A 25,239-nucleotide genomic window follows, 5' to 3' on the forward strand; every position below is an offset into this window, starting at 1 on the left:
GTTAGTAATGAGAGCGGATGCAATTGTTTATAAAAAAACAAAAAAAAGTTGACAAGGATCAATGATCAACTTGTCAACCTCGTTTTTTCTTCATCTATTTCACAGAAATCCAGTGAAAGATTATTCGCTAACTGTTACGTCGCCTGTTACAGAAGCGCCATCTTCGTCAAGTGTTGCTGAATCTTGGAATTCTTTTGAAGTGAATGTTACGTTACCTTCAACTTTTGCACCGTTCAATACAAAGCCGTTTGCATTCACTTCAACGTCACCTTTGATTACACCGTGAACGATGTTGAAGTTTTCTGAGTTAACGATCAATTTAGGAACAGTTACTGTGTACTCAGCTGTTACGTTGCGGTCTTCATCTTGTGAGTACAATGCAAATTTACGGTAGATATCAGCTGAGTCATCGCCTTTATCATGGAATTCGCCATCAACGGTTACATCGTTATCAAATGTCATGTCAGCAGTTACAGCAACGATCCAGTTACCATCTGCACCCAATGCTTTTTCAATGACTGAAGTTTGGTCACTGATAGAAGCAGTTGAAACAACATCATCTGATGATTCAGTTGATGCAGCAGTTGAAGCTGCTGTTGATGATGAGCTTGCAGCTGTGTCGTTATCTGAACTACATGCAGCTAAAAGAGTGCCTCCCATAAGCAATGATGCAGCGATTAAAGTGATTTTAGTTTTTTTCATGTTTCCTTCTCCTTTGTATTCCCATAGTTTTCTTAAAAACAAAATGATTATACCATACCGAAGTGAAGTTTGTGAAACAAAAAACATAAATGAGGAGAAATTTAATAAATATCAGCCTAGGATTAAAAAAATTTCAAAGAAACTAGGAATAAATGCGTGACGCTTACGAATGAATGAGACATCTCATTCACAAAGAACCCTCCATTATGGAGGAAATGCACTTCTTCTATAATGGAGGGTCATTACTACATTCGCTTTCGATCAGTCAACTGCTTGAACTTCGATACGATCAAATCCATGATGAACTGATACATAAAGGCATGGGTTTGGAAATGGGTTTGATGAGGGAAGATGATGGCTTCTTGGACAAAGGGAAGTTCCGAGATCTGTGGGTTGGCGGTGATCACAATGACTTTGGCTTTGGTTCGATCAAAGAAATCTTTTCGAGGCGTTCCATTTCGAATTTGTTGCTTGGTCAGGTAGTCACCGGAATTGGTAAAAATAATAAAAAGCGATTCTTCATCGGCAGATTTGATGATTTCTTCTTGTACGAGATCGTCTTGGAAGGTCCGAATGAACTTGCCGTTGTAAGCTAGTTTGATCTGGAAATCAATAGCAGCCGATTCTGAGAATAATATTCCAAAAGCAAAGACATTTTTATGCGAAACAATTGCTTGTGCGACCCGTTCGATGGCTGGCAGATCAAGATGATGCCGCAGATAATCGATGTCTTGTATCACTGCGTCAAAATAGGAGTCTACGCCTTCTTGCTCCAAAGCAGACAAAATATTCGAGCGATAATTTAGCGGATTGTTGAAGCGGTTCTCGATGAAAGCTGCGTTGTCTTTTAAATCACCATAGTCATCAAAGCCTAAGGTACGGGCGAATTTTGAAACGGTTGACTTTGACACATGGCAAAGAGCGGCGAATTCACCAATACTTAGAGTTTGGATCTGATCGTAATAGTTGATCATGGTCAAACCGATATAGTAGTTGGTGGAATCAGTGGGTGCATTATTTAAAAGATTCAATAAACGAATGATTAAGAGGCCCATTTTCTTTCCTTTCTTGTAAGCAGTTTCCAAATTGCGAACTTTCGCAGGTGAGAGAAAAAAATCTGCTATAGTAACGCCATAAAGCGCTTTATAAATCAAACACGGGAGTGAGTCATTTGGCAAAAGATTATTCAAAACTTGCTAGTGAAATTATAGCACAGGTCGGTGGGGAACAAAATATCGTTAGCCTGTATCATTGCATCACTAGATTGCGTTTTAAGTTGAAAGATGTCGAGTTGGCACGAAAAAATAAGAACAAAATCCAGCAGCTTGATGGGGTATTGTCAGTCATTGAAGGAAATGGCCAGTTTCAAGTCGTGATCGGGAATCATGTGGCAGATGTTTTTCAAACGATCATGAGCAAGTATTCGATCCAAAACGCTTTGGAAAGTGATGGAGATGCCGAAGAATCAACAGAAAAACAAGGCAATGTATTTATCCGATTCTTCAATGTATTGTCTGCGATCTTTAATCCAATCATTGTTGCGCTTGCAGGGGCAGGGATGTTGAAAGCTTTACTAGTTGTTTTTACGACCTATCATTTGATGGACGCAGAAGGAAGCACCTATAAAATATTAGCTGCTGCTGGCAATAGTGTCTTTTATTTCTTGCCTTTATTTTTAGCGATCAGTGCAGCGCGGATTTTCAAAGTCAATATGTTTATTGCTTTAGCAATCGTTGGGGCGTTGCTGGAGCCGAATTTTACAGCAATGGTGACGGAAAACGGTGTGACGGTTGATTTCTTTGGCATCCCAGCTGTGCTGATGGGGTATTCGGGTACCGTGATTCCAGCGATCGTTTCGATCTATATCTACTCGCACTTGGAACGCCTACTCAAACGGATCATTCCTAAGAGTATCGAGATTTTTGCTCTATCGCTAGTGGCTCTTTTGATCATGGTGCCTCTGACCGTTTTGATCATTGGACCGGTCGGTGTAATGCTTGGGGACGGTTTAGGCAATGCCATGAACTTTATCAGCGATAAGAGTGGGCTGTTGGCTGGCTTGTTGATCGGTGGCGGTTGGACATTCTTAGTAATGATCGGGATCCATTGGGGAGTTGTACCGATCATGGTCAATAACCTAGCGGTATATGGCTATGATACGCTGCGCCCGATGATCGCAGCAGCAACATTTGCGAGTGCTGGGGTTGCTTTAGGTGTATTTTTACGCTCTCGCAGAAAAGAAACCAAAGGCCTGGCGCTATCTTCCTTGCTTCCAGCATTGCTTGGAGGAATTACAGAGCCCATCGTCTATGGACTTTCGGTAAAATTTAAAAAGCCGTTGATTGCTCAAACCATCGTTGGTGCCATTGCTGGTGCGTTTATGGGCATGATGCAAACCAAGGCCATCGTCTATGTTTTTCCAGCATTGACGACATTGCCAGCTTTCTTTGGGGACACCTTTGTGTACTATTTGATCGGCATTGCCTTTGCGTTCTTCGGTACTGCTATTTTGACCTATGTATTAGGATTTGAAGAAACGCTAGAACCTGTTTTAGAAGATGGTGCAGGGCTGCAAGTGATGACACCAGTTGCTGGTGAAGCGATCACGCTTGATGATGTCAAAGATGAAGTATTTTCTTCTCGAGCAATGGGAGATGGATTAGCCGTTTATCCATCAGCCGGCGATATTTATGCGCCACTTACTGGTACGGTTGTGACAGTGTTTCCAACTGGACATGCTTTTGGGATCCAATCAGCTGCTGGGACGGAAGTGTTGGTTCATATCGGCTTAGACACGGTTGATTTAGCAAAAGGCGTGTTTGAGATTTCGGTGAGACAAGGGGATCAAGTCGTGAAGGGGCAAAAAATTGGCACCTTTGACTTAGCAAAAATTATTGAAAAAGGATATGATCCGACAACCATGTTGGTCTTTACCAGTGTGATCAAAGAAGATGCATTGACAGTTGTGGATCAAGCGAAAAAAGACGTTACCGCATTGGTAGCAAATGATTTATTAAAAGGAGCGATTTCATGAGTGTATTTCCAAAAAATTTCCTATGGGGCGGCGCAATCGCCGCAAATCAAGCCGAAGGAGCTTATTTGGAAGGAGGAAAAGGATTAAGCGTAGCAGATATTTTACCAGTTGGTGAAAAACGTATTGAGCAAGTTTCACTGCAGCTTGAAGAGGAAAACTTTTATCCGAGCCATGAAGCCATCGACTTTTATCATCGGTACCCAGAAGACATTGAACTGTTTGCGGAAATGGGCTTGAAGTGTTTGCGTACCTCAATTGCTTGGAGTCGCATTTTTCCGAATGGGGATGAGACGGAACCGAATGAAGCAGGTTTACAATTTTATGATGATTTATTTGATGCCTTGAATGAAAAAGGGATCCAACCAGTTGTTACGTTAGCTCACTTTGAGACACCACTGCATTTGGTAACGAAATATGGTGGTTGGCAAAATCGTGCACTGATCGATTTTTTTGATCGGTATACAAAAGTGGTTTTTGCACGCTATAAAGGGAAAGTGAAATATTGGATGACTTTTAATGAAATCAACCATACCCATACGATCCCTTTACTCGCAGCAGGTATCGATGTGTTTTCTTTCGAGACTGAAGAAGAAAAATTACAGGCACTTTATCAAGCGAGTCATAATATGTTTGTTGCAAGTGCCAAAGCAGTTCTGAATGGGAAGGCAGTAGATGAAAACAATCAGATGGGCTGTATGCTGTCACTGAGTCCGATTTATCCTGCAACGTGCAACCCGCAAGATGTTTTTGAATCGTATCAACTGCGCCGTCGTTCTTTGTTTTATAGTGATGTGCAATTGCGAGGAGCGTATCCTGAATACTTCGACCGCATCGTGAAGGATAATCATCTGTTGCTGGACATTACAGAAGAAGATCTAGCGATCATTAAAGCGGGGACCTGCGATTATTTAGGCTTTAGTTTTTACCGCAGCTCATTGCATGAAGCGGGCATGAAAATTTTAGGCAATACTGGCGGATTATTGGGGAAAAAGAATCCTTACCTAAAAGAAACTGCTTGGGGATGGCCGATCGATCCGTTGGCATTACGCTATGTTTGCAGCGAATTGACTGATCGCTATCAAAAACCATTATTTATCGTTGAAAACGGAATTGGTTTAAAGGATGTTGTCAATGAAGGTGGATCGATCGTCGATGAAGAACGGATGGCTTATTTGAAAGACCATGTAAAGGCAATGGCGGAATCGATCAAAGATGGCGCAACGATTCTAGGCTATACATGGTGGGGACCGATCGATATCGTTTCTGCGGGGACAGGAGAGATGGAAAAACGATACGGCTTTATCTATGTCGATAAGCAAAATGATGGTAGCGGAGATCTTTCCCGCAAGAAAAAAGCTAGTTTTGCGTATTATCAGCAAGTGATCGCCACGAATGGGGAAGCGTTGGCGTACGAATCATTTTTGAAAGGAGGCAAGTAAAATGAAAAGTTATTTTCCAAAAGATTTCCTCTGGGGGGGAGCAACAGCTGCCAACCAAGTTGAAGGAGGCTCTGGGACCGATGGAAAAGGCTTGTCGGTTTCTGATGTCTATCTGTTCGATTCCTCAATGCCGAAAGAACGTTGGACTGACCAATGGCATATGATGACTCATCAGCAAGTTGCAGAAGCACAGGATCCTAACAGCACGAAATACTATCCGAAAAGACAGGGCATCGATTTTTATCATCACTTTAAAGAAGATATTCGCTTATTTGGTGAGATGGGCTTCAAAGCCTATCGGATGTCAATTGCCTGGACACGGATCTTTCCAAAGGGGGATGAGGTAGAACCAAACGAAGCTGGATTGGCATTTTACGACGCAGTCTTTGATGAGTGTTTGAAGTATGGGATCGAACCAGTAGTATCACTATCCCATTATGAAATGCCATTGTATTTAGTGACTGAGTATGGAGGATGGCCGAATCGGCAAGTGATCGACTTTTATGTCCGTTTTGCCAAGACGGTGATTGAGCGATACCAAAAGAAAGTCAAATACTGGGTGACTTTTAATGAAATCAACTGTGTCAAACACCATCCATATGTTAGTGTTGGGATCATTGAAGAAGGCCATCCTAATATTGAACAAGAAAAGTACCAAGGGGCGCACCATCAATTTGTCGCCAGCGCAATCGTGACTGACTATTGCCATCGATTGATTCCCGATGCTAAGGTTGGCTGCATGATCAGCTATCAATTATTAACGCCGTACAGCTGTGATCCGGACGATGTCCAAAAAACAGTCGAAAGTCAACGAACCTCACTCTTTTTCAGTGATGTGCAGGCAAGAGGCTATTATCCAGCATATGCCAACCGCATGTTTGAAGAAAAAGGAGTGGAATTGGTGATCGAACCAGGAGATTTAGAAGTCATCCGGGAAAACCCTGTGGATTTTGTTTCCTTTAGTTACTATATGTCCAGTGCAGTCAGCGCGCATCCAGAACGATTGGAAAGTGCTGTCGGGAATTTGATTACTGGTGGGATCAAAAACCCCTATTTGCCAAGCAGTAAATGGGGCTGGCAGATCGATCCCAAAGGGTTGCGAACAGCATTGAATCAACTCTATGACCGCTACCAAAAACCTTTGTTTATTGCCGAAAACGGTTTGGGAGCAGAGGATGTCGTAAACGAAGATGGCACGATCGATGATTTTTATCGAATCGACTATCTGCGTCAGCATATTGAACAAATCAATGAAGCCTTACATGATGGCGTCGAGGTCTTTGGCTATACGGCATGGGGCTGCATCGATATCATCAGTGCTTCGACCTCACAAATGTCGAAACGCTATGGTTTTATCTACGTCGACCAAGACGATGAAGGCAATGGCACAAAGAAACGCATCAAGAAAGCATCTTTTGATTGGTACAAAAAAGTAATTGCTTCAAACGGCGCAACTCTTTGATTTTTGATTCTTCCAGATAAAGCAATTCCTAGGCTTAATCATAAGGTTTCATAACAATTTAGCTTTTTATCAAGAAAAAAGCCCAAATTTATTTGCTATTTTATTTTAACCGTGCTATGATGAATAGGTAAAGTTCTGATATGTTAATACTTGTTTATCTTTTCTATTGATACACACTTCAATTACACATCATTTTCTATTACAAACAAATAAACACAGTCGATGTGTAATATGGAGGTATACGTTTATGAATAACGGTACAGTAAAATGGTTTAATGCAGATAAAGGTTTTGGATTTATTACAGGTGAAGACGGCAATGATGTATTTGCTCACTTCTCAGCTATCCAAGGCGACGGCTTCAAAACTTTAGAAGAAGGTCAAGCAGTGACTTTCGACGTTGAAGAAGGCCAACGTGGCTTACAAGCAACAAACATCGTTAAAGGTTAATTGACGTTAACAAGCGAGAATCCATTGGGTTCTCGCTTTTTTTTGTTTTATTTTATGTAAATATTGAAATTGATAAGGTTTCCAGGATCTGTTACAAGAGAATAGTTGCAGGCTTTGAGGGCCTGACATGGTAAATAGTACATCTTTGCTTTCGATAGTCAACTAACCCTAAGCGTTGCGTTTTACTTATCCATGATTTCTCATTCGATGATAAGCGTATAAAAAGAAAGAGGGGCTGTATACCGTATTCAATAAATTAATAAAGTGGTTGAATAGGTTTAGTGGCGTTGCTACCATTAAAAGCAATGATTACTAGTGATTCAAATGGCATGACTCATGTGGATGGAATAAAGAAACAGGTAAAGCGGAACATGCCACGATTCAGGTACCCCGTACTTAAACAAGAGTAATCGATGTGAAAGATCGATATTTCTTATTCGTTTCATCGATATTGTCTTGAATGAATTGTAAAAGTAGAATATATTAATACAAATTAGCTACTTTTTTTATTGCGATTGGAACAAAGATGATTACATTTCGAGGGGGATTCATATGAAGCCAAAAGAAATACTTTGCCAATGGGTTGATGCGTTTAATCAGGCAGATGTTGAAATTATTTCAGAATTATATGATGAGAATGCAATAAACCATCAGGTTGCCAATGAGACAGTTGTTGGGAAAGAAGCGATCAAGCAGATGTTTGAGCAAGATTTTTCTAACGCAAACATGGTTTGTATCGTTGAGAACATTTTCGAAGATGGACAATGGGCAATTTTAGAGTGGCGTGACCCATTAGGTTTGAGAGGCTGCGGTTTTTTTCAAATAGTAAATGATAAAATTTTATTTCAAAGAGGCTACTGGGATAAATTATCTTTCTTAAAACAGCACGACTTGCCTATTGAATAAAAGGAATTCCCTTATAGGAATGGTTAGCAGATATGCATGACAGGAAGGTTGATCGCTTCACGTAGAATTCTTAAAGGAGCAACACTGTTTGAAAACAATACCTTTTGATTAAGTAATGATTAAGAATAAGCTAGTTTACTTCCGTCGGCGCCTTGTTGCGTGGTATAGTTATTGATAAGCGACAAATATTTTTGTACCACACGTTACTTGTTTTGAAGAAATTTATTCAAACCTGGCGTAACTTCAGAGTTACAAGGATACAATAGAGGTTAGGGATTGTATCGTTTAAATGAGAAATAAATAATAGTAGTAATAGTATGCTGCACTTTCAAAGAATAAATATTGACTCGTCAGATAGCCTTCTCGTTTACCCAAACGAGAGGGCTATCGTTCATTAGAAAAGAAAAAAGTGTCTTTTTCCTAAAAGAAAGGAAGAAGACACTTTTTAGCTTTATTCTGCTGTGAGGGGGATCGTCAGCTTGCGATCATCGGTTTGATCGTCCAGCATTGAATCGACATATTGCTTCAAAAAGTAAGAATAGGTCGCTAACCACTGATACTCCTCGGAGTCTTTGATAGCAGCTTTTTCTTCGGCTGAGTAAGTATCATTGCCAGTAAAAAGGGCAGTGTTCAGCCTCGTGACAAACGTGCAAAGTTTTGTCATCTGGGCATCTGACAGTTCAGACACGGCGGACAATTGGTCACGGACCAGTTGGTCGGTGTCTTTTTCAAAAATACTTTTCTGGTAGTTTTGATAGTTCAGCAACTGTTCATTAGTTTGCTTCGTTTCAGCCGCCCAAGCATCGAGATCAATCTGGCGAGCTTCATAGTTGATTTCCTTGTCAGAAAGAGAAAGGACGCCGTAGCCTAATTCTGCCGTTGAATAAGACCCAGTGACTGCTTCATAAAGCGAATCATTCCCTTCGTTAATGTCTTGAATGTGGATATGACCAGAGAAAACGGCTGGCACGTTGAAGCGTTCCAACCAAGCGACAGTCTCAGAGGCGTTGTCGAGAACATAACCGTCTTGTAAGAGTTCATTATGACCAAACAAGTTATGGTGCAAAAAGACCAGTGGTACTTGCTCCGCTTCTTTCGTCAGGGTTAATTGCTCCTCCAACCAAGTTAGAGTAGCCGGTTTCAACTCACCATTCGTAGTAGGATCATCCCAATTAACCTCAGAATCGTAGATACATGAATCGAGCAAAAAGAGGCGATACTTGTCGTTTAACTGAATGCTGTAGCTAAGGGAAGACTTGTCGATACTGTTGGCTTTTTCGTAACCTTCAGCAAAAATCGTTTGGAAATCCTCAGGACTGATTTGATCTGCGTAGTATTCCTTTTCACCTTTGAATGCTCGCGCCCAACCATTGTAAATCTCGTGATTGCCAGGTAATGCTAAAACCATGATGTCAGCTTCTTGCAATGGTTCAAGCAATCTTGCCAACTCTTGAGCACTTGCTTTCTCGCCATTGAGCGTCATATCACCGGTCAAAATAATTCCCGTGGGTTTCTCTTTTAAGGCTTGAGCGGTGAAGGCCTCGATCGATTGTTCTTGATACGTCATCTCTTTGCCAGCAGCTCCCTTTGTGAAGGTCTGAAAGGCTGCGCCGTTATCATGGAGCGTGGAGGAAAGAAAATGAATATCACTTAAGAGCCAAAACTCACTGTTGCTCGCCTGTTGCAATGGAGTATCGGCTTCATGCACCTTACGAAATTGAAAGAATAACAGGAAACAGGTGACAAAAAGTGTAAGTAGTGCCAATGGCCAAAACCATTTTTTGTGTGTACGAATCGCGATTCCCTCCTCGCTTGTTTTATTTATTATAGAAAGGAATAGGGATCTTGTCACATAAATGGTCTTTTTTTGAATGAATTCTTGTTTTCATAGTTTTTCTTATTAAAATAAGTGTGATCAAGTTATAAACCTTGAAGAGTTAGCCTTGCTTTCGATAAAGATAACATGAATTGATTTTATTTTGGATGATGAAAATGAAAAGAAAACGCGGTAATTTATTCAGAAACGTTGATTTAACGGTCTTTAATTGTCTTGTTATTTATCGTTGAGATAAAGGGAGTGTTAGATTGAAACATTTTTGTAACATTTCCTTTATCTGTGTGTCATATCATTATGGTAGAATTCATTTGTCGTTAAATCGAACATTAAACTTTCTTAGACAAAATTAAGTTTTTATAAAGGCAGTTCATCTGTCAAATCAACCAGCTAGTCGGAGGAAAAACGAGTGAAGAATAGTTTGTTATCAGCATTAATGGTGTGTTCACTAACATTAACAGCAGTTGCAGCACCTGCATTAGCATTTGCAGATTCCATTGATGATCAAATCGAGCAGCAAGACCAAAAAATCAATTCTCTTAAAGGTCAGCAAGCTGACGCCCAATCACAGATCGATTCTCTAGAAGCAGAAATTGAAACAGTGAGTGCAAAAGTTGCTTCATTAGAAGCGAAACAAGTTGAGTTAGGTCAAGAAGCTGAGAAATTGCAAGAAAAAATCGCAACATTGAAATTACGTATTGCCAAACGTGAAGAAGCAATCCAAAAGCAAGCCCGTGATGTACAAGTTAACGGTCAAAGCACCAATTTCATTGATGCTGTTTTAGAAGCAGATTCTTTAACGGATGTTATCGGTCGCGTGCAAGCGATGACAACGATCGTCAATGCAAACAATGATTTAGTTGAACAACAAAAACAAGACAAACAAGATGTTGAAGACAAAGTCAAAGAAAATGAAAGCAAGATCCAAGAAGTTGCTGCGAACCAAGCAGAACTTAGCCAACAAAGAGATGCCATTGCAGCAAAACAAGCTGATTTAAATGTCTTGAAAGCAAACTTAGCAGCAGAACAAGCAACTGCTGAAAAAGACAAAGATGCATTGAACAAGAAAAAACAAGAAGCGGAAGCTGAAAAAGCCCGTATCTTGAAAGAACAACAAGAAGCTGCTGCTGCTCAAAAAGCAGAAGAAGAAAGACAAGCTGCTGCTTTGAAAGAAGCACAACAAGAAGCTGCTGCTCAATCAACTGAAAGCACGACAGAGAATACAACTGCTTCTACTGAAACAGCAACAAGTAGTTCTTCAAGCAACACAAGCTCAAGCAATACCAGCAGTTCTAACAGCTCAAGTTCATCGAACGTAGGCTCTTCAAACACTGGTTCAAGCAATTCAAGTTCAAGTAACTCAGATTCAAACTCTGCATCAAACAATAATTCTACCGGAAGTATTTCTATTGGCGGCGGAAAAGATCATTCAAGCTCAGGTAACATGTATGCTTGGGGTCAATGTACTTGGTACGTGAAAAGCGTTGCACCATGGGTAGGTACTTACTGGGGTAACGGAGCACAATGGGGTGCGTCAGCTGCAGCTGATGGGTACACTGTCAATGGTACACCAGCAGCCGGTGCCGTTGTAGTCTTTGCCGCTGGTCAATCAGTTGGTGGCGAATGGACTGCTGATCCAGTTTATGGACACGTTGCTTATGTTGAATCATACAACCCATCAAACAATACCATCACAATCTCTCAAGGCGGAATGGGCTTTGACAGTCCTGGTGGACCAAATAGAGCTACAATGAACGCATCTGGATATACTTACATCCATCGTTAATCAATTCAAAAGCAAAGCATCAACGCAATCGCGTTGATGCTTTTTTATTTGATCGATAGCTTTCTAAATCAGTCAGATAAGAGAACTATCTAGAGAAGCAAGACAGGATTCTTTCAAATCTTATCAAGATTCTATAGAAAGTAGGAGGTTTCTCGTTTTACTATTCAAGGAGTGAGAAACGGCGAAAAGGTTCCTTTTGAAGTTACCACCAGTTCTTCCATTGCACGAGAAATCGCCGTATAGAGAATCCGCCGATCTTGATCGGTATGATAATTTTCTTCTGAGACATCATATAAGAGGACCTGCTTAAATTCCAATCCTTTGGCAAGATGAATCGGTAAAACCGTTCCATGAAATGACACGGCCTGTTTATCTAAGAACTGTTTGAGCTCCTCACTGGATCGACTATCTTTGGTGATGATCGTTACTGGTTGCTTAAGTTCCTTTACTATGTCTACTAACGCAACGTCAGACAGATTGGCATAAAACTGTGGCAACTTTCCTTCTGGTCGGACGGCAGAGATGTTTAAATTGGTTTCTTTTGGTAGCATTTGGGCAAATAACCGCGTGATTGCACCGCTAGACCGATAACTCGTAGTCAGCTGATACGTTTCGAGGAATTTCGCCTGTTGTTGAAATAACGTTTGGATTTCTGATACGGTGATGGCACTTGTAAAGATCGCCTGTTGCTGATCCCCCACGAGGGTAAAAGCGGTCATAGGAAAAAGACATAATAGAAACTGAAGTTGTGCTGGCGTATAATCTTGGACTTCATCGATAAACAGATAGCGTAACGCAGGGACAGGTTGTTTTTCGGCCACCAAATGACGTATCAGCAATAGACAAACAGTATAATCCAAACTATCTGTTGTTTGCGTCAAAGTGATCTGTCCATGAGTAAAATAGTCGGCACTGTCTGCTAACAATTGTTTCGTATCAAACCACGTAAGGTCCTTGATTTGTTTGGAAACCGTTGCGTATTTTTTCTTCAGGAGGCGAAGGGCTGCTTTCTGAATCGTTTTTTCTGAATCATCTTTTAAAACTGTCCCTAAAAGGGAGCGCTGTTCGTCTTCAGTCAAAGAACGAACTTGGTCGTGAACATTTGTTGCTAAGGCATTTTTTTGCAATCGTTCCTCCCAAGCGTAAGCCAATTTCTTTTTGACAGCTTGGATGCGATCGCGCAAGGATGCCTGTTTCGGTGTCTCTTGGAAGAAAGTGTCGATCGTTTCTTTAGAAAAAAGGACGACGTTTTTTCTTTTGATTGGTTTAAACTGAAGCACAAGTTCTTCTGGCAGCTGTTTGCTCAAGGATTGAAGAAAGCGGCTGAAGTCAGCACTGCGCAAAAGGTCGATTGCTTCACTGGGGGCTTGCTGGATGCGGTCAAAATACACCGCTTCCGATTCTAAGTCAACACTAGGAAATGCTTGGCAAAACTGCCGCATGGTCAACGTCAGTGGATTTTTTTCACCGAGGGAAGGCAGCACTTGCGAAATATAATCAATAAACCGAGAGTTCGGGGAGAGGATCAAGACATTCTCTGCGGTCATCTCTTCACGAAAATGGTACAGCAAAAAGGCGATTCGCTGCATGACAGCAGACGTTTTTCCGCTTCCAGCAACACCGTTGACCAGTAGGTTTTTATGCGCTAATTCACGGATGATGACGTTTTGTTCATGTTGGATCGAAGCAGTGATATCTTGCATTTTTTGGCTATTATTGGCTTCAAGGGCTGCCAGTAACACTTCATCTTGAATCGCCACTGAGGTATCAAAGGCTTGCTTCAATTGATCTTTTTCAATAATAAATTGTCGGCGATGTTCAAGAGCGGCAGAAATCGTCTGATTGTTCACTTGATAAGAGACTGGGCCCAAGCGTTTGGCATAGAACAATTCGGCAATTGGGGAGCGCCAATCATAGATCAGCCCTTCCTTATTTTCATTAACAAAACCATTGATCCCAATGTAAAAATCTTCTATTGTTTCCTCATCTTCAAACTGTAGGGAGATTTTACCAAAGTAGGGACTATCCAGTAGACGGTCGATGGCAGCTAATTCACGTTCAGCAGATTGAAGAGCGGCGTTCATTTGGTCGATCTCACGATTCTTACTTTCGATGGCAGCAAAAGTATCTAAACGGTCAGCAAAATTATCAAAGTTTAAGCGAATCTCTTCGCCGATGCTTTGCATCGCAAGGCGATCTTTTTTTCTGCCTTCAGTCAAGAAACTGCTCAGCCCTGTCTTCCGCGTCAGCAATTGCTGGTACGTGTCTGCGAGATGCTTCTTTTCAGCCTTTAGGTCGTTCATTCAGACTCACATCCATTCTCCAAAGTATCTCAATTATACGAGCATCCATCAAAAATACTAGTCTATTTTTTTGACTCTGGATGCGGTATAATAATAGTGGGAAGAGGCAGCTGATTGTTCCAATGTTATGGGAGCAAGCAGAATGCGTCTATTTTTTTGTTTTAAAAATGGGAAAAAGGGTCATTGCTTGTGTTTTTGAAGGGGCTGTTTATACTGAATATAGAGAAAAATACAAAGCGAAAAATCGTTGAGGGAGTGTCAGCATGTCCAAATTATTGTCACCAGTGAAGCTAGCGAATTTAGCATTGGCCAACCGTGTCGTTATGTCGCCGATGTGTATGTATGAAGTAAAAAAAGAAGACGGTGTTGCGGAGCCTTTTCATTTTGTTCACTACGGGGCACGAGCATTAAGCAAAGTCGGCTTGATCATTATTGAAGCGACTGCCGTTGAACCAGACGGACGAATCACAAACAATGATCTAGGGTTATGGAATGAAGAGCAGCAAACAGAGCTGACGAAATTGGTGGAACTGCTGCATGGGTTCGATGCGCAAGTAGGCATCCAACTAAGCCATGCAGGACGAAAAGCAGTTGATGCCACCAATCCTTTGGCACCAAGTGCCGTTGCCTTTAACGAGCGCTACCCATTACCGTCAGAAATGACCCTGTCGGAGATCAAACGGGTGCAAGATAGTTTTGTTCAGGCTGCCCAACGAGCAGCCAAAGCGGGTGTCACGATGATCGAACTTCATGGGGCTCATGGCTACTTGATGGATCAATTTCTTTCGCCTCTCGTCAATCAACGCACCGACCAGTATGGTGGTTCCTTAGAGAATCGCTATCGCTTTGTAAAAGAAACGGTACAAGCAGTTCGGGCAGTCTTTTCTGGGTCCTTGTGGATGCGCTTGTCACTGACAGACTATGAAGAACCAGGACGCCAAAATTCGTTGGAAGATTGGCAGCAAGTGGCCCAATGGCTTCAAGCAGATGGCATTGATTGTCTTGACTGTTCCACAGGCGGTGTGGTGGATAAAAAGCCTAACATTCCGATCTATGATGGCTATCAAGTGCCCTTTGCTGCAGCTATCAAGCAAGTGGTCGATATTCCCGTAGCAGCAGTCGGTTTATTGGATAATCCTGATCTTTGCGAATATCTTTTGCAAACCAATCAAGTGGATTTGGTTTTACAAGGCCGCGCATTGATCAGAAATGTCAACTGGTTGGCAGATGCAGCGGCGAAACTTCACGATAAGTCTTTTCAAGCGTACAATGATTCCTATCAACGCGGGGTGAAGCGTTGAATCATCTGATAAAATTCTCCTAGAAGAAAATTCTTCTTAGGAGATTTTTTTATTCTACTAGTATGCTTTACAAACTAGTGACAAACACGTATACTAGGTACAATACTAGTTTGTATAACAAACTAGATAAAGGGAACCAAAGGAGGGAAATCGTGAAAGAGACGCAATTGCTAAAAGGGGTTTTGGAAGGGTGTGTTTTGCAAGTGATTGCTCAAAAAGAGATTTATGGTTATGAACTGGTACAGGAACTGAAGCAAAGAGGCTTTGAAACGATCGTTGGCGGCACGATCTATCCTTTGCTGCAGAAGTTGGAAAAACAAGAACTTATTACCTCTGAGATGAAAAAATCACCTGAAGGACCTGATCGCAAGTATTTCTTGATCACCCCGAAAGGCATAGACTATTTGGCACAATTTAGAGAACAATGGACGAACCTAATGAAGAAAGTCGAAGGATTATTTAAGGAGTGAGGAAACATGGCAAATAAACAAGAGACGACCTATTGGCGAGAGCAAACCAATCTGATCGAGCAACAATTCAATGAGAAAAATCGCCAATTTTTTGATGATTTTCGAAGCTACCTCTTACTTTCCAGCCTTTTTTACGATGAGCATAAAGTCACAGAGCAGGTATACGCGATTGCAATGGATTTATTAGAAGCACAAACTCATGGGGAAGAGGCGCAACACTATTTTGGCAATGATCCGAAAGGGGTAGCAGATGAACTATTGGCAAACACGCCAAAGAGTAATCTCGAAGAGCGTCTCAAATTGGCGTATCTAGCGGTTGGCATCAGTTGGGGCATCAAGTTTATAGCTGATTTTACAAATCAAGGACCACTGGTTCTTAACCTGCTGGATTATCTTTTAACAGGATTGGTAACTGTGGTAGCGGTCATCGGGATTTTTGCGATCATCAGCAAAACCATCTATCAAAAGAAGGGCACAAGCAAGGTGATTCGTTTCGGCTCCCTTTGGCTCGTTGTGAGTGGCTGGATTGGTCTTTCACTGTTGATCAATCTGCTGACCCCAAACTGGTGGCTCCTGACGATCGCATTTCCTCTTGATGTAGTATTGGTTGGCAGTTTGCTGGTAGCGGCGATCGTTTTTGTTGTATCACGCAAAGAAAAAGCTTTTTATCCGATCGTTTTTCTACTGGGGGTATTTGTGTTGCTTGGTTGCCTGCAAAAAGCCATGGCATTTTATCACATTGGGGATCCATCGTGGATGACCGGCGGACTTTTGACACTGCTCGTTGTAGGGTTTCTTATTTTTCTCTGGTGGACCCGTCGAGTGATGAAAAAGCAATAAGCAAAGCCAGAAACAAGTGTGTTGCTTGTTTCTGGCTTTTTTACATTGACAAAAGCATTATCCTGAGGAATCTTTCTGCTTCATGCTACACTTAAAAAAGAAACGGAGGGAAATCAAGATGTTGACAACAGATCGGTTCTTTCACGGCCACGACAAGCAGACCGCTTTTTTTGAAGGCTGGTACCATAAGCACCAAATCGGTGAAGAAGTCTATGCTTTTATTCCAGGTCTTTCGATTCAAGAAGACGGTACCAAAGAAGTGTTCATTCAAGTGATCAATCATGAGGGCGCGCATTACTTCCCCTTTCCAGAAACTGATTTTCAGGTTTCAGAAGAGGAGCGAAAAGTAACGATTGGTGACAATATCTTTAGTGAAGCAGGCATTCAAGTTTCTTTAAAAAATAACGATCTCCAAGTACAAGGAGCAGTAAAATATAACGACCACAAACCGATTCAGCGGACACGTTATGCGCCGAGTATCATGGGGCCTTTTTCGTATCTGTCATTTATGGAGTGCTACCACGGTGTCTTGAGCATGAGTCATACCTTAGAAGGTACGCTGTACTGGAACGAAGAACCAATCGATTTTACGAACGGGATCGGTTATTTGGAAAAAGACTGGGGTACCTCCTTTCCAGCAGCTTATATCTGGGTTCAGTGCAACAGTTTTGATGCACCAGATGTACGGTTCTTTTTCTCCGCAGCCGACATTCCCTTTGCTGGTTTTGCTTTTTTGGGAACGATTTGTGTTCTGCAAGTCGGCAGCCAAGAATATCGTTTTGCTACTTATCATGGTGCAAAGATTCATGATGTCAAACGTACGGAAGACCGTTTAGTGATCCAGCTCAAACAAAAACAGTGGCTGCTGACGATCGAAGTGTTGACGAAAGAAGGCCATTCGTTGTTAGCACCTTCTATTGGGCAAATGAATCGGATCATTCGCGAAAGCGCCAGTACGGAAATTGCCTTGACCCTTTTAGAAAATGGGCAGGAGATCTTGCGGCAGACAGGGACGTCAGCTGGTTTTGAAGAAGTAGCGAATCTGCGAGGATTTCACTATTAAAAAAAGGCGGGAAAAAAGCAGAAAAATTCGTTTCTTTTGATATACTAGTAGATAGTTACTGCGAAAACACGTATCTTTGGAGGGAAACGGATGGAAAAAATAACGAATGAGACACTATTTGAACTGAAAACGATTGCGCAGCCTGCAGTGGGGCAAAATCAGGTTTTTTACTTGGAAACGGCAGTCAACCAAGAGACTAATACGTATGATTCAGCGATTTATAGTATTGACGCAAAGACCAACGAACGGCGTGAGTGGGGCACCGAAGCGACGACCCACAACAACCTAAAGGTCTCGCCAGATGAGCAAAGGCTCAGTTTTGTGACGACCGATCCAAAGAAAGGTGAAAGTACGTTATGGACGATGCCAGTGTCCGGAGGCAAGCCCCAAGCACTTGTCACTGAGAAGGGTCTGGGGGACTATTTTTGGAAGCAAGACGCAACGGCGGTCTATTATAAGCTGGCACAAGAAGAGCCGGTCTCAGAGAATCAAGACGACACAGAAAAGACGGACAAGCAAAAGGAATTTCCAGAAGTAAAAGCTACTACGAAAGTCAATTATTTGGCGGATGGCGTAGGCTTTTTAAAAGAAAAAAAACATTCGATCGTCAAAAAAACGATCGCGACACAAGAAACGGAACTGATTTTTGAGCATGATTCTCCCTTTGTTTTTTCTGGCATCGCGGATGATCAGAAGACGTTGTTCCTCACCTTTGACAAAGAGGAAGAAGATGAATGGGACTATGGCTCGAAGGTTTGTCTCCTTGATAGCCAGACGAAAAAGACAGAAAGTTTAGAAAACATCCTGCCAGAAGGAACCTACACTTTTGCTGCTGCGCGCAATGATCAGCTGTTACTATTAGGCAATGATCTCTCTTACGGATTTGTGACCTTGGATGATTTGTTTTTGATCGACTTAAAAACGAAAGCAGTCAAAAATCTTTCCAAGGAGTTAGATGTTGCCTTTGGCAATGCGATCATCAGTGATTTTCAACAAAAAAATCGTGGCGTAGCGATCACCTGGTTGACGGATGACACATTCCTTGTACCCGTAACAGAACATGGCAAGCTACAATTGTACCGTGCCACGACCCAAGGAGAATGGACCAAACTACTTGATGAAAAAATGGATATCCTCGATGCGGCGATCTATTCAGAAGCCAAACTTGCTGTTGCTTATGCGACGCCAACGATCCCTAGTCGCTTAGCGTTGATTGACTTAACAAATGGCGAAGTAACCGATCTCTATGATCCTAACCAAGCAGTTATGTCACAATTAACGATCAGTAAACCCGAAGCGTTTTGGTACGAAGGAGCAGATGGCTGGCAAATTCAAGGCTGGTATTTGCCTCCGACCGAAACAAAGGAGAATCATCCAGCGATTTTGTACATTCATGGCGGTCCGCAGGTCTGCTATGGGGAAACATTTTTCCATGAGATGCAAGTCCATGCCGCTAATGGCTATGGGGTCATCTTGTTGAACCCTCGTGGCGGGCAAGGATACGGTCAAACATTTGTCAAATCGATTTTAGGTGATTATGGCAATAAAGATTATCAAGACTTGCTGTTGGGGGTGGATGCCGTGGTGGCAAACCATCCAGAAATCGATACGAACAACATCCATGTGGCTGGCGGCAGTTATGGTGGCTTTATGACCAACTGGATCGTTGGCCATACCGATCGTTTTTGTGCGGCCGTTACGCAACGCTCAATCTCAAATTGGATCAGCTTTTATGGGACGAGTGACATTGGACCTGCCTTTGTCAAATTCCAATTGTTGCGGGAACTTGATCAGACCGAAGGACTTTGGAAGATGTCGCCTTTGGCCTATGCCAGCCAAGTCAAGACACCCACGCTAGTCCTCCATGGGGAAAATGATTTGCGATGTCCGCAAGAACAAGGACAGCAGTTTTACATGGCATTGCAACGTCAAGGCGTCGATACGAAGCTGATGCTGTTTCCTCAATCCTCTCATGGTTTGTCGCGCAATGGCTTGCCGAACTTGCGGATAGAACGCTTGCAGGCGATCAGTGAATGGCTTGCATCACATGAGAACCAATCAGTAAATTAACCGAATGAAATCACCTGACAAAGAATCACGACTTGGGCTGCTTGAAAAGCCCAACCAGTGATTTCTTAAAAAATCAGGTGATTTTTTTGCGGGATCAAAAGCTATAGGTTTCTGTTATCTTGCCGCCAATGACAGCGACGGTTGAAAACAAATTCATATGACGTTTTCTTCACGTGTTAAATAACAAAAAGAAGAAATAGTTTTGCTTGCTTCCTGTGTTTTAGTGTGATATGATACAAAACGTAATCGTTACACTTTAAGCGTTCTTTTGGTGTGACGCAAGAGAAAGGAGCTGGTTATTATGAGAAACAATATTATTTTGGCATGTGTGGAGACAGGGGAAAGACTTTATTTGACCAATAAGAACCAGCGCAATACGCCGGAACGTTTAGAATTAAAAAAATATTCACCAAAGTTGCGGCGCAGAGCGATTTTTCGTGAAATCAAGAAATAGGAAGGAAAATAACTGAATGGCAAAAAAATCAAAAATTGCAAAATACAACAAACAAGTACAACTCATCGAACAATACCGAGCAGTACGTCAAGAACTAAAAGCACAAGGAGATACCCAAGCATTGGCCAAACTACCGAAGGATTCGAATCCGACTCGTTTGAAGAAACGGGATATGATCGATGGTCGTCCGCGCGGCTACATGAATAAATTCGGCATGTCACGGATCAATTTCCGTAAGCATGCACATCTCGGAGAAATTCCCGGCGTTACAAAAGCAAGCTGGTAACAGAAAGGAGTCAATATGGAAAAAACGGACTTGTCTAGTGCGTATCGACGTTTAAAGAGCCCGAACATCAAAACAAGGAAACGCGCATTAAAGATCATTCATGAATTTAAGCGAAATAAACGAAAAAATGCATTGCAGCTGCGTGCATAATGAGAAAGTGAAAGAAAGTTGGAAATGACATGGCAGTACCTGCAAGAAAAACATCAAAAGCAAAAAAGAATAAGCGCCGGACCCACTATGGCGTCAAAGCACCAGCGATTTCGTTTGATGGGACAACAGGAACCTTCAAGCGCAGCCACCATGTATCATTAGCAGAATATAAAGCGCAGCACCCGATCGAAAAGAATTAACGCCGTCTTATGACGCCGTCCAGAAAGCAGGGGGAAAATGGAGATCATCTATCCGTCATTGATTGAAGAAGCCTATCGTCACAGTAAAAAATTTCATCCAGAGATCACCAAAGAGGCAATCTATCGCCATTTTTACGAAGCCGGCTTGATCAAAGAAAACGGCGATCCGACGGAAAAAGCCTTGTCAGAAGGGGTCGTTAAAGATTATACTGAGGACTGGGATCTTACCTTTGAAGAATTTTTGATGATCTACCCCGTGTTTCGTTCCTTTGACTCAAAGCATTTCAAGAAGATCGAGCATTTTTGGGAAATGGATTTGGCTTTGCAAGAACAAATTCTTGCCCAATGGGAGCAAGAAACCTTCACAGAGGAAGAGATCATCGACCTAACTGCTTTTTTTGAAGAGCGATTACCTTCTAAAAAGGAACAGTGAATGAACCATGAAAGGCGTACATGTGATGAAAAAGACGATCCAGCCATTTTTAAAACTTCTAAAGCCCTATGATTATCTGCTGTTTGTTCTGTTAGTTGTCGGCTCTTTTTTACCGCTTTTTCTATTTGAAGCACAAGCTCAAAGTGATACCGGCGATCGGTATGCAATCGTGCGGATCAATGGAGAAGAGGTTGACCGTTTTAACTTAGAAGAAATCGATGCGATGGAAAAAACCTACTATCCAGCAGAAGGTCAGTACAATATCGTCGAGATCAAAGATGGCGCGATCCGAGTTCGTGAAGACAATAGTCCCGACCAGATTGCTGTCAAAACCAGCTGGATCTATCGCAATGGGCAGACGAGCATTTGCCTGCCTCATAAGCTGGTGATCGAGATCAAGCAAGCCGGTGCCTCTGACTATTTAATTTATTAATAGAAAAAGGAAGCCAGCTGAACAATTCCTGTTCAGCTGGCTTTTTTATGAGGATGAGCAGAAGAAGCTGTCAAAACCGCCAATCGACCAACGTGTAAGTCAGCCAGAAACAGCGTTTTTGATACAAGAAAAGCGCAGAATTCCAACTGTCAGAAGAAAGAGGAACTATGGGTGAAAGCTACAATCTCTGTCCAATCGTTCACAAAAATTTCTGCCCAATCATCTAAAATAGTTGGGGAACTGCGGCTCTATTTGGTATACTTAGGCAAGTCAGTTCCTTTGAAGCTTCTTTTTCTAAGGACTATAAACGAGCGATGATACAAATATGACCAATTTTCGGAAGTGATAACTTTACTAGATGGGGGCTTAACGAAGATGGTAAATGAAACAATTTGGGAAAACACAGACAATTTTTATCTGTTATGTCAACCAATCATGCAGGTAGAATCGCTAAGTCAGCAAGAGGTGAACGGCTATGAGGTCTTGCTGCGCAGCGAGAAAAACAACCGCTTTCCGCAACAAGAATTCAGCGCAATGATTCAATCTGAAAGTGGCAACCAGCAGTTGATGGAGTGGTATGCCCAGGAGCTGCGACGGTTGTGCCAAGAAAAGCCGAAAACCCGCTTTAGTGTCAATATTCATCCACAACAGCTGCTGTGGCAGTCAACGTGGACCTTTTTTGAGGGGATGACTGCTCACAAAGAGCAGTTGCAGATCGAATTAACAGAGCATCCTGTAAAAGGTCAGCATGATTCTTTTGATTTGTCTACTGCCCTTGCAAAAATCAAAGCCTATGGCTATGTGATCGCTGTCGATGACATCGGCTGTGGCCAAAATACCCTGTCATTGGTCTTTGCCAATCTTGAAAATGTGGATTGTTTGAAATTTTCACTACTGCCCTTTATTCAGCTCGATGAGGAGATCGGGTTTAGTTTCTTGACCTGTTGGTTGAAGGTCGCCAAAAAGTATCAGCTTGAGTTGATCGTTGAAGGCATCGAGACCCGCGATAAGATGGCGCAGCTGCTTGAGATGGGGGTTCATTTACAACAAGGATATTTATGGTCTAAAGGAGAGCGATTGTGATGGAATGTTAGAACGAGGCGTGCTCTTGGCGTTTGGTTTGCCGCTGATGATTGCCAGTTTACTGGTGACCGCAGATGTTTTTGTACGAAGTGTGCAAAAAATATCGGTTTCTCGTCCATTTAAGTATTTTATTATTGGTATTCTGACGTTTACGCATTTGTATTTTATTCTTTCTTTTTCAATGAATTCAGTTGGGTTTATCTGTTATCAATACACAACTGCTTTTATTGCGAGTCATTTTTTCTATGGTGATCGTGGCAAGATCTTGATTTTGATAACGCCGTGTATGGTCGTTTTCTATTTACTGTTTGTCGGTTTTTCTGACATTGGCAAAGCCTTTTATTTACCGCTATTAGGTGTCGGCGTCTTTGTCCTTGATTTTCTCTTATCAAAAATCAAGCCGCTGCGTCCGCAACAGCAATTTTATTTGATGTATTTTTTGACCTGTCTGCTCTCACCGCGTTTTTCGATGCTAGTCCATCATACGACGACCTATGACTGGGAAGCGATGTTGGCAGTATTTGTTGGTTCTTTCGTGCTGCTAGGAAGTTTTATGTGGTTGCATCGGTTGATTGAGGGGCAAGAATACCAAGTACTGGCAGAGTTGGCGAATAGTAAGATCGATGCGTTGACCGGCTGCTTCAACTATGGGACCTATAACCACGATCTGCTTCAAGCCGTTTCACAGAAAAAGACTGTGACGATCGCCATGATCGATCTCGATCACTTCAAAAAGGTCAACGACCGTTATGGTCATATCGCCGGAAATGAGCTATTGAGAACTTTCGCCTCACGGACGTCCACTTTTTTAGAGGCGCATTTTGCCGAGACCTTTTCCTTTTATCGTTATGGCGGCGAAGAGTTCTGTGTCGTGATCGAAGGGGATGTCAAAGAACAGACCGTAGCTGCGATGACGACACTGTGTCAAACCATTTCTAGTAGTATGTTTCCTGTCGCTAATTTTGAAAAAGGGACGATGTCTTTGTCTTGCGGCGTTGAAGCGAGCACCGTTTGTCATGGCGATATCTTGGGAGCCATCGAAAGAGCCGATCAAGCACTCTATCTCGCAAAACAAAGTGGTCGAAACCGGGTGTGCACCTTGCCTGAGACGTAAAAAAATAATGGAAAAATAATTTACACAAATTCACAAAGAATTAAATCTTTATGCACAAAAAGTTAGTAATAATAAAGAAATAATGTTATTTATTTACAAAATATACATTTTGATTATTTTATTTATCTTGAGAATCTTCGCATATTAACAAAAAGATTGAAACTATGTATAATTTCTGGTAAATTATTCTAAATCAAGAGTGATAAAAACTGTCAATAATTAATAGTGATTCTTACTTGATGCTTTGTCCGCTTTTCCAATGAAATGTTTCTGGAATTGTCCCGTCGAATCAGCAAGTAAGGGTTCTTTTTTTTAGAAAGGAAGCACAGGAAATGGCAAATACGCTGGTTGTCAATACACTCGCAAATTTAGGCGCAATTATCATCAATATTTATTTGTTATTCAAAATCAGTGACGGATTCGTTGGCCAAGGGACGTTCAAAGCGAAACAGATCGCAGCTGCGATTGCTTGTGAAACCGTGGTGGGGATGCTGATGATGAATTTCTCTTACGTCGTATACGAAACGCGATTTGACCTGCGCTTTTTGCTTTACGCTTTTTCCATGAAATATCTGGGGTGGAAGGTGACCGTACCGACGATGGTCAATCTAGCGTTAGGGCGTTTCTTGTTTGAAGTATCAAAATCGTCTTGGTTGAACTTATATCTTACGTTTTTTTTGATAGTGACACTGACATTTCTGCATGCTTGGGCCAAACGGCGATTTACTGACAAACAAGAGTTATTCCTATCAATTAGCTACTTGATCGCTATCTCCTTTCTTTTTGGTTTTTATTTGACGGGGGATATTCAAAAAACGACCCTAATTTATATAGTTTATGGCATTCTCGCCTATACTTTGGCGTTTTTCCTTTACTCGATAGTCAATGATATGCAGCGCATTTTGGCATTGGTCAAAATCGATGATCTTACGCAGTTGAACAACTTCCGTAAATTTCAAGAGGACCGCCAACGCCTAGACACGACCGAGGTGGACTTATCGATCGCTTTGATCGATATCGATCATTTCAAAAATTACAATGACCGTTACGGACACCGTGCTGGGGATGTGATTTTGCAAGAAATCGCTCGTATTTTTTCGACCTACTGTACGGCGAGCAATCCGGTCTATCGCATCGGTGGGGAAGAGTTTGCGATCTTGATCCAAGGAGACGCACAGGCTGCTGCTTATCTCCTCGAAAAAATCCAAAAGCGCATCCGTTACCAAGAAATCATCTTGGATGCAGGCGATTCGGTCAGCATCACGTTGTCGATTGGGATCGCACAACGGCAAAAGGGCGAGCTGCTGATGCAAACGCAAGAACGTGCCGATCAAGCATTGTATCGAGCCAAGCGCAGCGGTCGCGACCAACTCTGTCTTTACTGACGGGGTTGGCTTCTTTTCTTTTTTTATTTTCAAAAATACTACC

At 42.0% G+C, this 25,239-nt stretch carries 24 protein-coding genes; 20 read left to right on the forward strand and 4 right to left on the reverse strand.

Annotation, left to right across the window (positions count from 1 at the left end; all coding sequences use genetic code 11):
• Positions 1-120: 120 nt before the first annotated feature.
• On the reverse strand, positions 121-702 hold the full coding sequence (locus IGI69_RS04020; protein WP_005237347.1) for a polymer-forming cytoskeletal protein: 582 nt from the start codon (positions 700-702) through the stop codon (positions 121-123).
• Positions 703-947: 245 nt separating this feature from the next.
• Positions 948-1,757, reverse strand: coding sequence for a MurR/RpiR family transcriptional regulator (locus tag IGI69_RS04025; RefSeq protein WP_008377267.1), 810 nt, complete (start codon positions 1,755-1,757; stop codon positions 948-950).
• A gap of 107 nt (positions 1,758-1,864) precedes the next feature.
• Here IGI69_RS04025 and IGI69_RS04030 point away from each other — a divergent pair, with 107 nt between their 5' ends.
• The 5 genes from IGI69_RS04030 (at position 1,865) to IGI69_RS04050 (ending at position 7,991) form a co-directional block, all read left to right on the forward strand.
• Positions 1,865-3,736, forward strand: a complete 1,872-nt coding sequence (locus tag IGI69_RS04030) for a beta-glucoside-specific PTS transporter subunit IIABC (RefSeq protein ID WP_016620633.1) — start codon at positions 1,865-1,867, stop codon at positions 3,734-3,736.
• Complete coding sequence (locus tag IGI69_RS04035; protein ID WP_438739773.1) at positions 3,733-5,175, forward strand: glycoside hydrolase family 1 protein; 1,443 nt, start codon at positions 3,733-3,735, stop codon at positions 5,173-5,175. Before IGI69_RS04030 ends, IGI69_RS04035 begins: the two co-directional genes overlap by 4 nt.
• A gap of 1 nt (position 5,176) precedes the next feature.
• Entirely contained in the window at positions 5,177-6,637 is a 1,461-nt protein-coding gene (locus tag IGI69_RS04040; protein ID WP_438739775.1) for a glycoside hydrolase family 1 protein, read from the forward strand.
• 247 nt (positions 6,638-6,884) lie between these two features.
• Entirely contained in the window at positions 6,885-7,085 is a 201-nt protein-coding gene (locus IGI69_RS04045; RefSeq protein ID WP_005225331.1) for a cold-shock protein, read from the forward strand.
• Positions 7,086-7,637: 552 nt separating this feature from the next.
• Positions 7,638-7,991 carry a nuclear transport factor 2 family protein gene (locus tag IGI69_RS04050; protein ID WP_438739777.1) on the forward strand — a complete coding sequence of 118 codons (354 nt, stop codon included), beginning with the start codon at positions 7,638-7,640 and terminating at the stop codon, positions 7,989-7,991.
• A 451-nt stretch (positions 7,992-8,442) separates the two neighbouring features.
• On the opposite strand, the gene IGI69_RS04055 is transcribed toward IGI69_RS04050, so the two are convergent.
• Positions 8,443-9,843, reverse strand: a complete 1,401-nt coding sequence (locus IGI69_RS04055; RefSeq protein WP_438739779.1) for a metallophosphoesterase — start codon at positions 9,841-9,843, stop codon at positions 8,443-8,445.
• Between the two features lie 391 nt (positions 9,844-10,234).
• Here IGI69_RS04055 and IGI69_RS04060 point away from each other — a divergent pair, with 391 nt between their 5' ends.
• Positions 10,235-11,611: a CHAP domain-containing protein gene (locus IGI69_RS04060; RefSeq protein ID WP_438739781.1), complete on the forward strand. Its 1,377-nt coding sequence runs from the start codon at positions 10,235-10,237 to the stop codon at positions 11,609-11,611.
• A gap of 164 nt (positions 11,612-11,775) precedes the next feature.
• On the opposite strand, the gene IGI69_RS04065 is transcribed toward IGI69_RS04060, so the two are convergent.
• A complete protein-coding gene (locus tag IGI69_RS04065; RefSeq protein WP_438739783.1) occupies positions 11,776-13,914 on the reverse strand; it encodes a HelD family protein in 2,139 nt (712 codons plus the stop codon).
• A gap of 263 nt (positions 13,915-14,177) precedes the next feature.
• Between IGI69_RS04065 and IGI69_RS04070 the strand changes: the two genes are divergently transcribed.
• The 14 genes from IGI69_RS04070 (at position 14,178) to IGI69_RS04135 (ending at position 25,196) form a co-directional block, all read left to right on the forward strand.
• Complete coding sequence (locus IGI69_RS04070; protein WP_438739785.1) at positions 14,178-15,215, forward strand: NADH:flavin oxidoreductase/NADH oxidase; 1,038 nt, start codon at positions 14,178-14,180, stop codon at positions 15,213-15,215.
• Positions 15,216-15,367: 152 nt separating this feature from the next.
• The gene (locus IGI69_RS04075) at positions 15,368-15,685 is read left to right on the forward strand and encodes a PadR family transcriptional regulator (RefSeq protein ID WP_074536526.1); all 318 of its coding nucleotides are present in this window, start codon (positions 15,368-15,370) and stop codon (positions 15,683-15,685) included.
• Positions 15,686-15,691: 6 nt separating this feature from the next.
• Positions 15,692-16,525, forward strand: a complete 834-nt coding sequence (locus IGI69_RS04080) for a hypothetical protein (RefSeq protein ID WP_074536525.1) — start codon at positions 15,692-15,694, stop codon at positions 16,523-16,525.
• 118 nt (positions 16,526-16,643) lie between these two features.
• On the forward strand, positions 16,644-17,588 hold the full coding sequence (locus tag IGI69_RS04085) for a tocopherol cyclase family protein (RefSeq protein ID WP_074536524.1): 945 nt from the start codon (positions 16,644-16,646) through the stop codon (positions 17,586-17,588).
• Positions 17,589-17,678: 90 nt separating this feature from the next.
• Entirely contained in the window at positions 17,679-19,658 is a 1,980-nt protein-coding gene (locus IGI69_RS04090; RefSeq protein WP_438739788.1) for a prolyl oligopeptidase family serine peptidase, read from the forward strand.
• A gap of 301 nt (positions 19,659-19,959) precedes the next feature.
• Entirely contained in the window at positions 19,960-20,112 is a 153-nt protein-coding gene (gene rpmG, locus IGI69_RS04095) for a 50S ribosomal protein L33 (RefSeq protein ID WP_005225339.1), read from the forward strand.
• Positions 20,113-20,128: 16 nt separating this feature from the next.
• Positions 20,129-20,398 carry a 30S ribosomal protein S14 gene (gene rpsN, locus IGI69_RS04100; protein ID WP_005225340.1) on the forward strand — a complete coding sequence of 90 codons (270 nt, stop codon included), beginning with the start codon at positions 20,129-20,131 and terminating at the stop codon, positions 20,396-20,398.
• A 15-nt stretch (positions 20,399-20,413) separates the two neighbouring features.
• Entirely contained in the window at positions 20,414-20,548 is a 135-nt protein-coding gene (locus tag IGI69_RS04105) for a putative metal homeostasis protein (RefSeq protein ID WP_005237325.1), read from the forward strand.
• A gap of 29 nt (positions 20,549-20,577) precedes the next feature.
• Positions 20,578-20,748, forward strand: a complete 171-nt coding sequence (gene rpmF / locus IGI69_RS04110) for a 50S ribosomal protein L32 (protein WP_005225341.1) — start codon at positions 20,578-20,580, stop codon at positions 20,746-20,748.
• A 37-nt stretch (positions 20,749-20,785) separates the two neighbouring features.
• Positions 20,786-21,181: a hypothetical protein gene (locus IGI69_RS04115; protein ID WP_005225342.1), complete on the forward strand. Its 396-nt coding sequence runs from the start codon at positions 20,786-20,788 to the stop codon at positions 21,179-21,181.
• A gap of 25 nt (positions 21,182-21,206) precedes the next feature.
• Positions 21,207-21,614, forward strand: coding sequence for a NusG domain II-containing protein (locus IGI69_RS04120; RefSeq protein WP_005237322.1), 408 nt, complete (start codon positions 21,207-21,209; stop codon positions 21,612-21,614).
• Between the two features lie 375 nt (positions 21,615-21,989).
• On the forward strand, positions 21,990-22,697 hold the full coding sequence (locus IGI69_RS04125; RefSeq protein ID WP_151195855.1) for an EAL domain-containing protein: 708 nt from the start codon (positions 21,990-21,992) through the stop codon (positions 22,695-22,697).
• Between the two features lie 4 nt (positions 22,698-22,701).
• A complete protein-coding gene (locus tag IGI69_RS04130; RefSeq protein WP_438739791.1) occupies positions 22,702-23,811 on the forward strand; it encodes a GGDEF domain-containing protein in 1,110 nt (369 codons plus the stop codon).
• Between the two features lie 332 nt (positions 23,812-24,143).
• Complete coding sequence (locus IGI69_RS04135; protein ID WP_074536518.1) at positions 24,144-25,196, forward strand: GGDEF domain-containing protein; 1,053 nt, start codon at positions 24,144-24,146, stop codon at positions 25,194-25,196.
• Positions 25,197-25,239 lie beyond the last annotated feature (43 nt).

The sequence above is a fragment of the Enterococcus sp. DIV1083b genome (assembly GCF_051713705.1).
GTDB classification, from domain to species: domain Bacteria; phylum Bacillota; class Bacilli; order Lactobacillales; family Enterococcaceae; genus Enterococcus_D; species Enterococcus_D casseliflavus.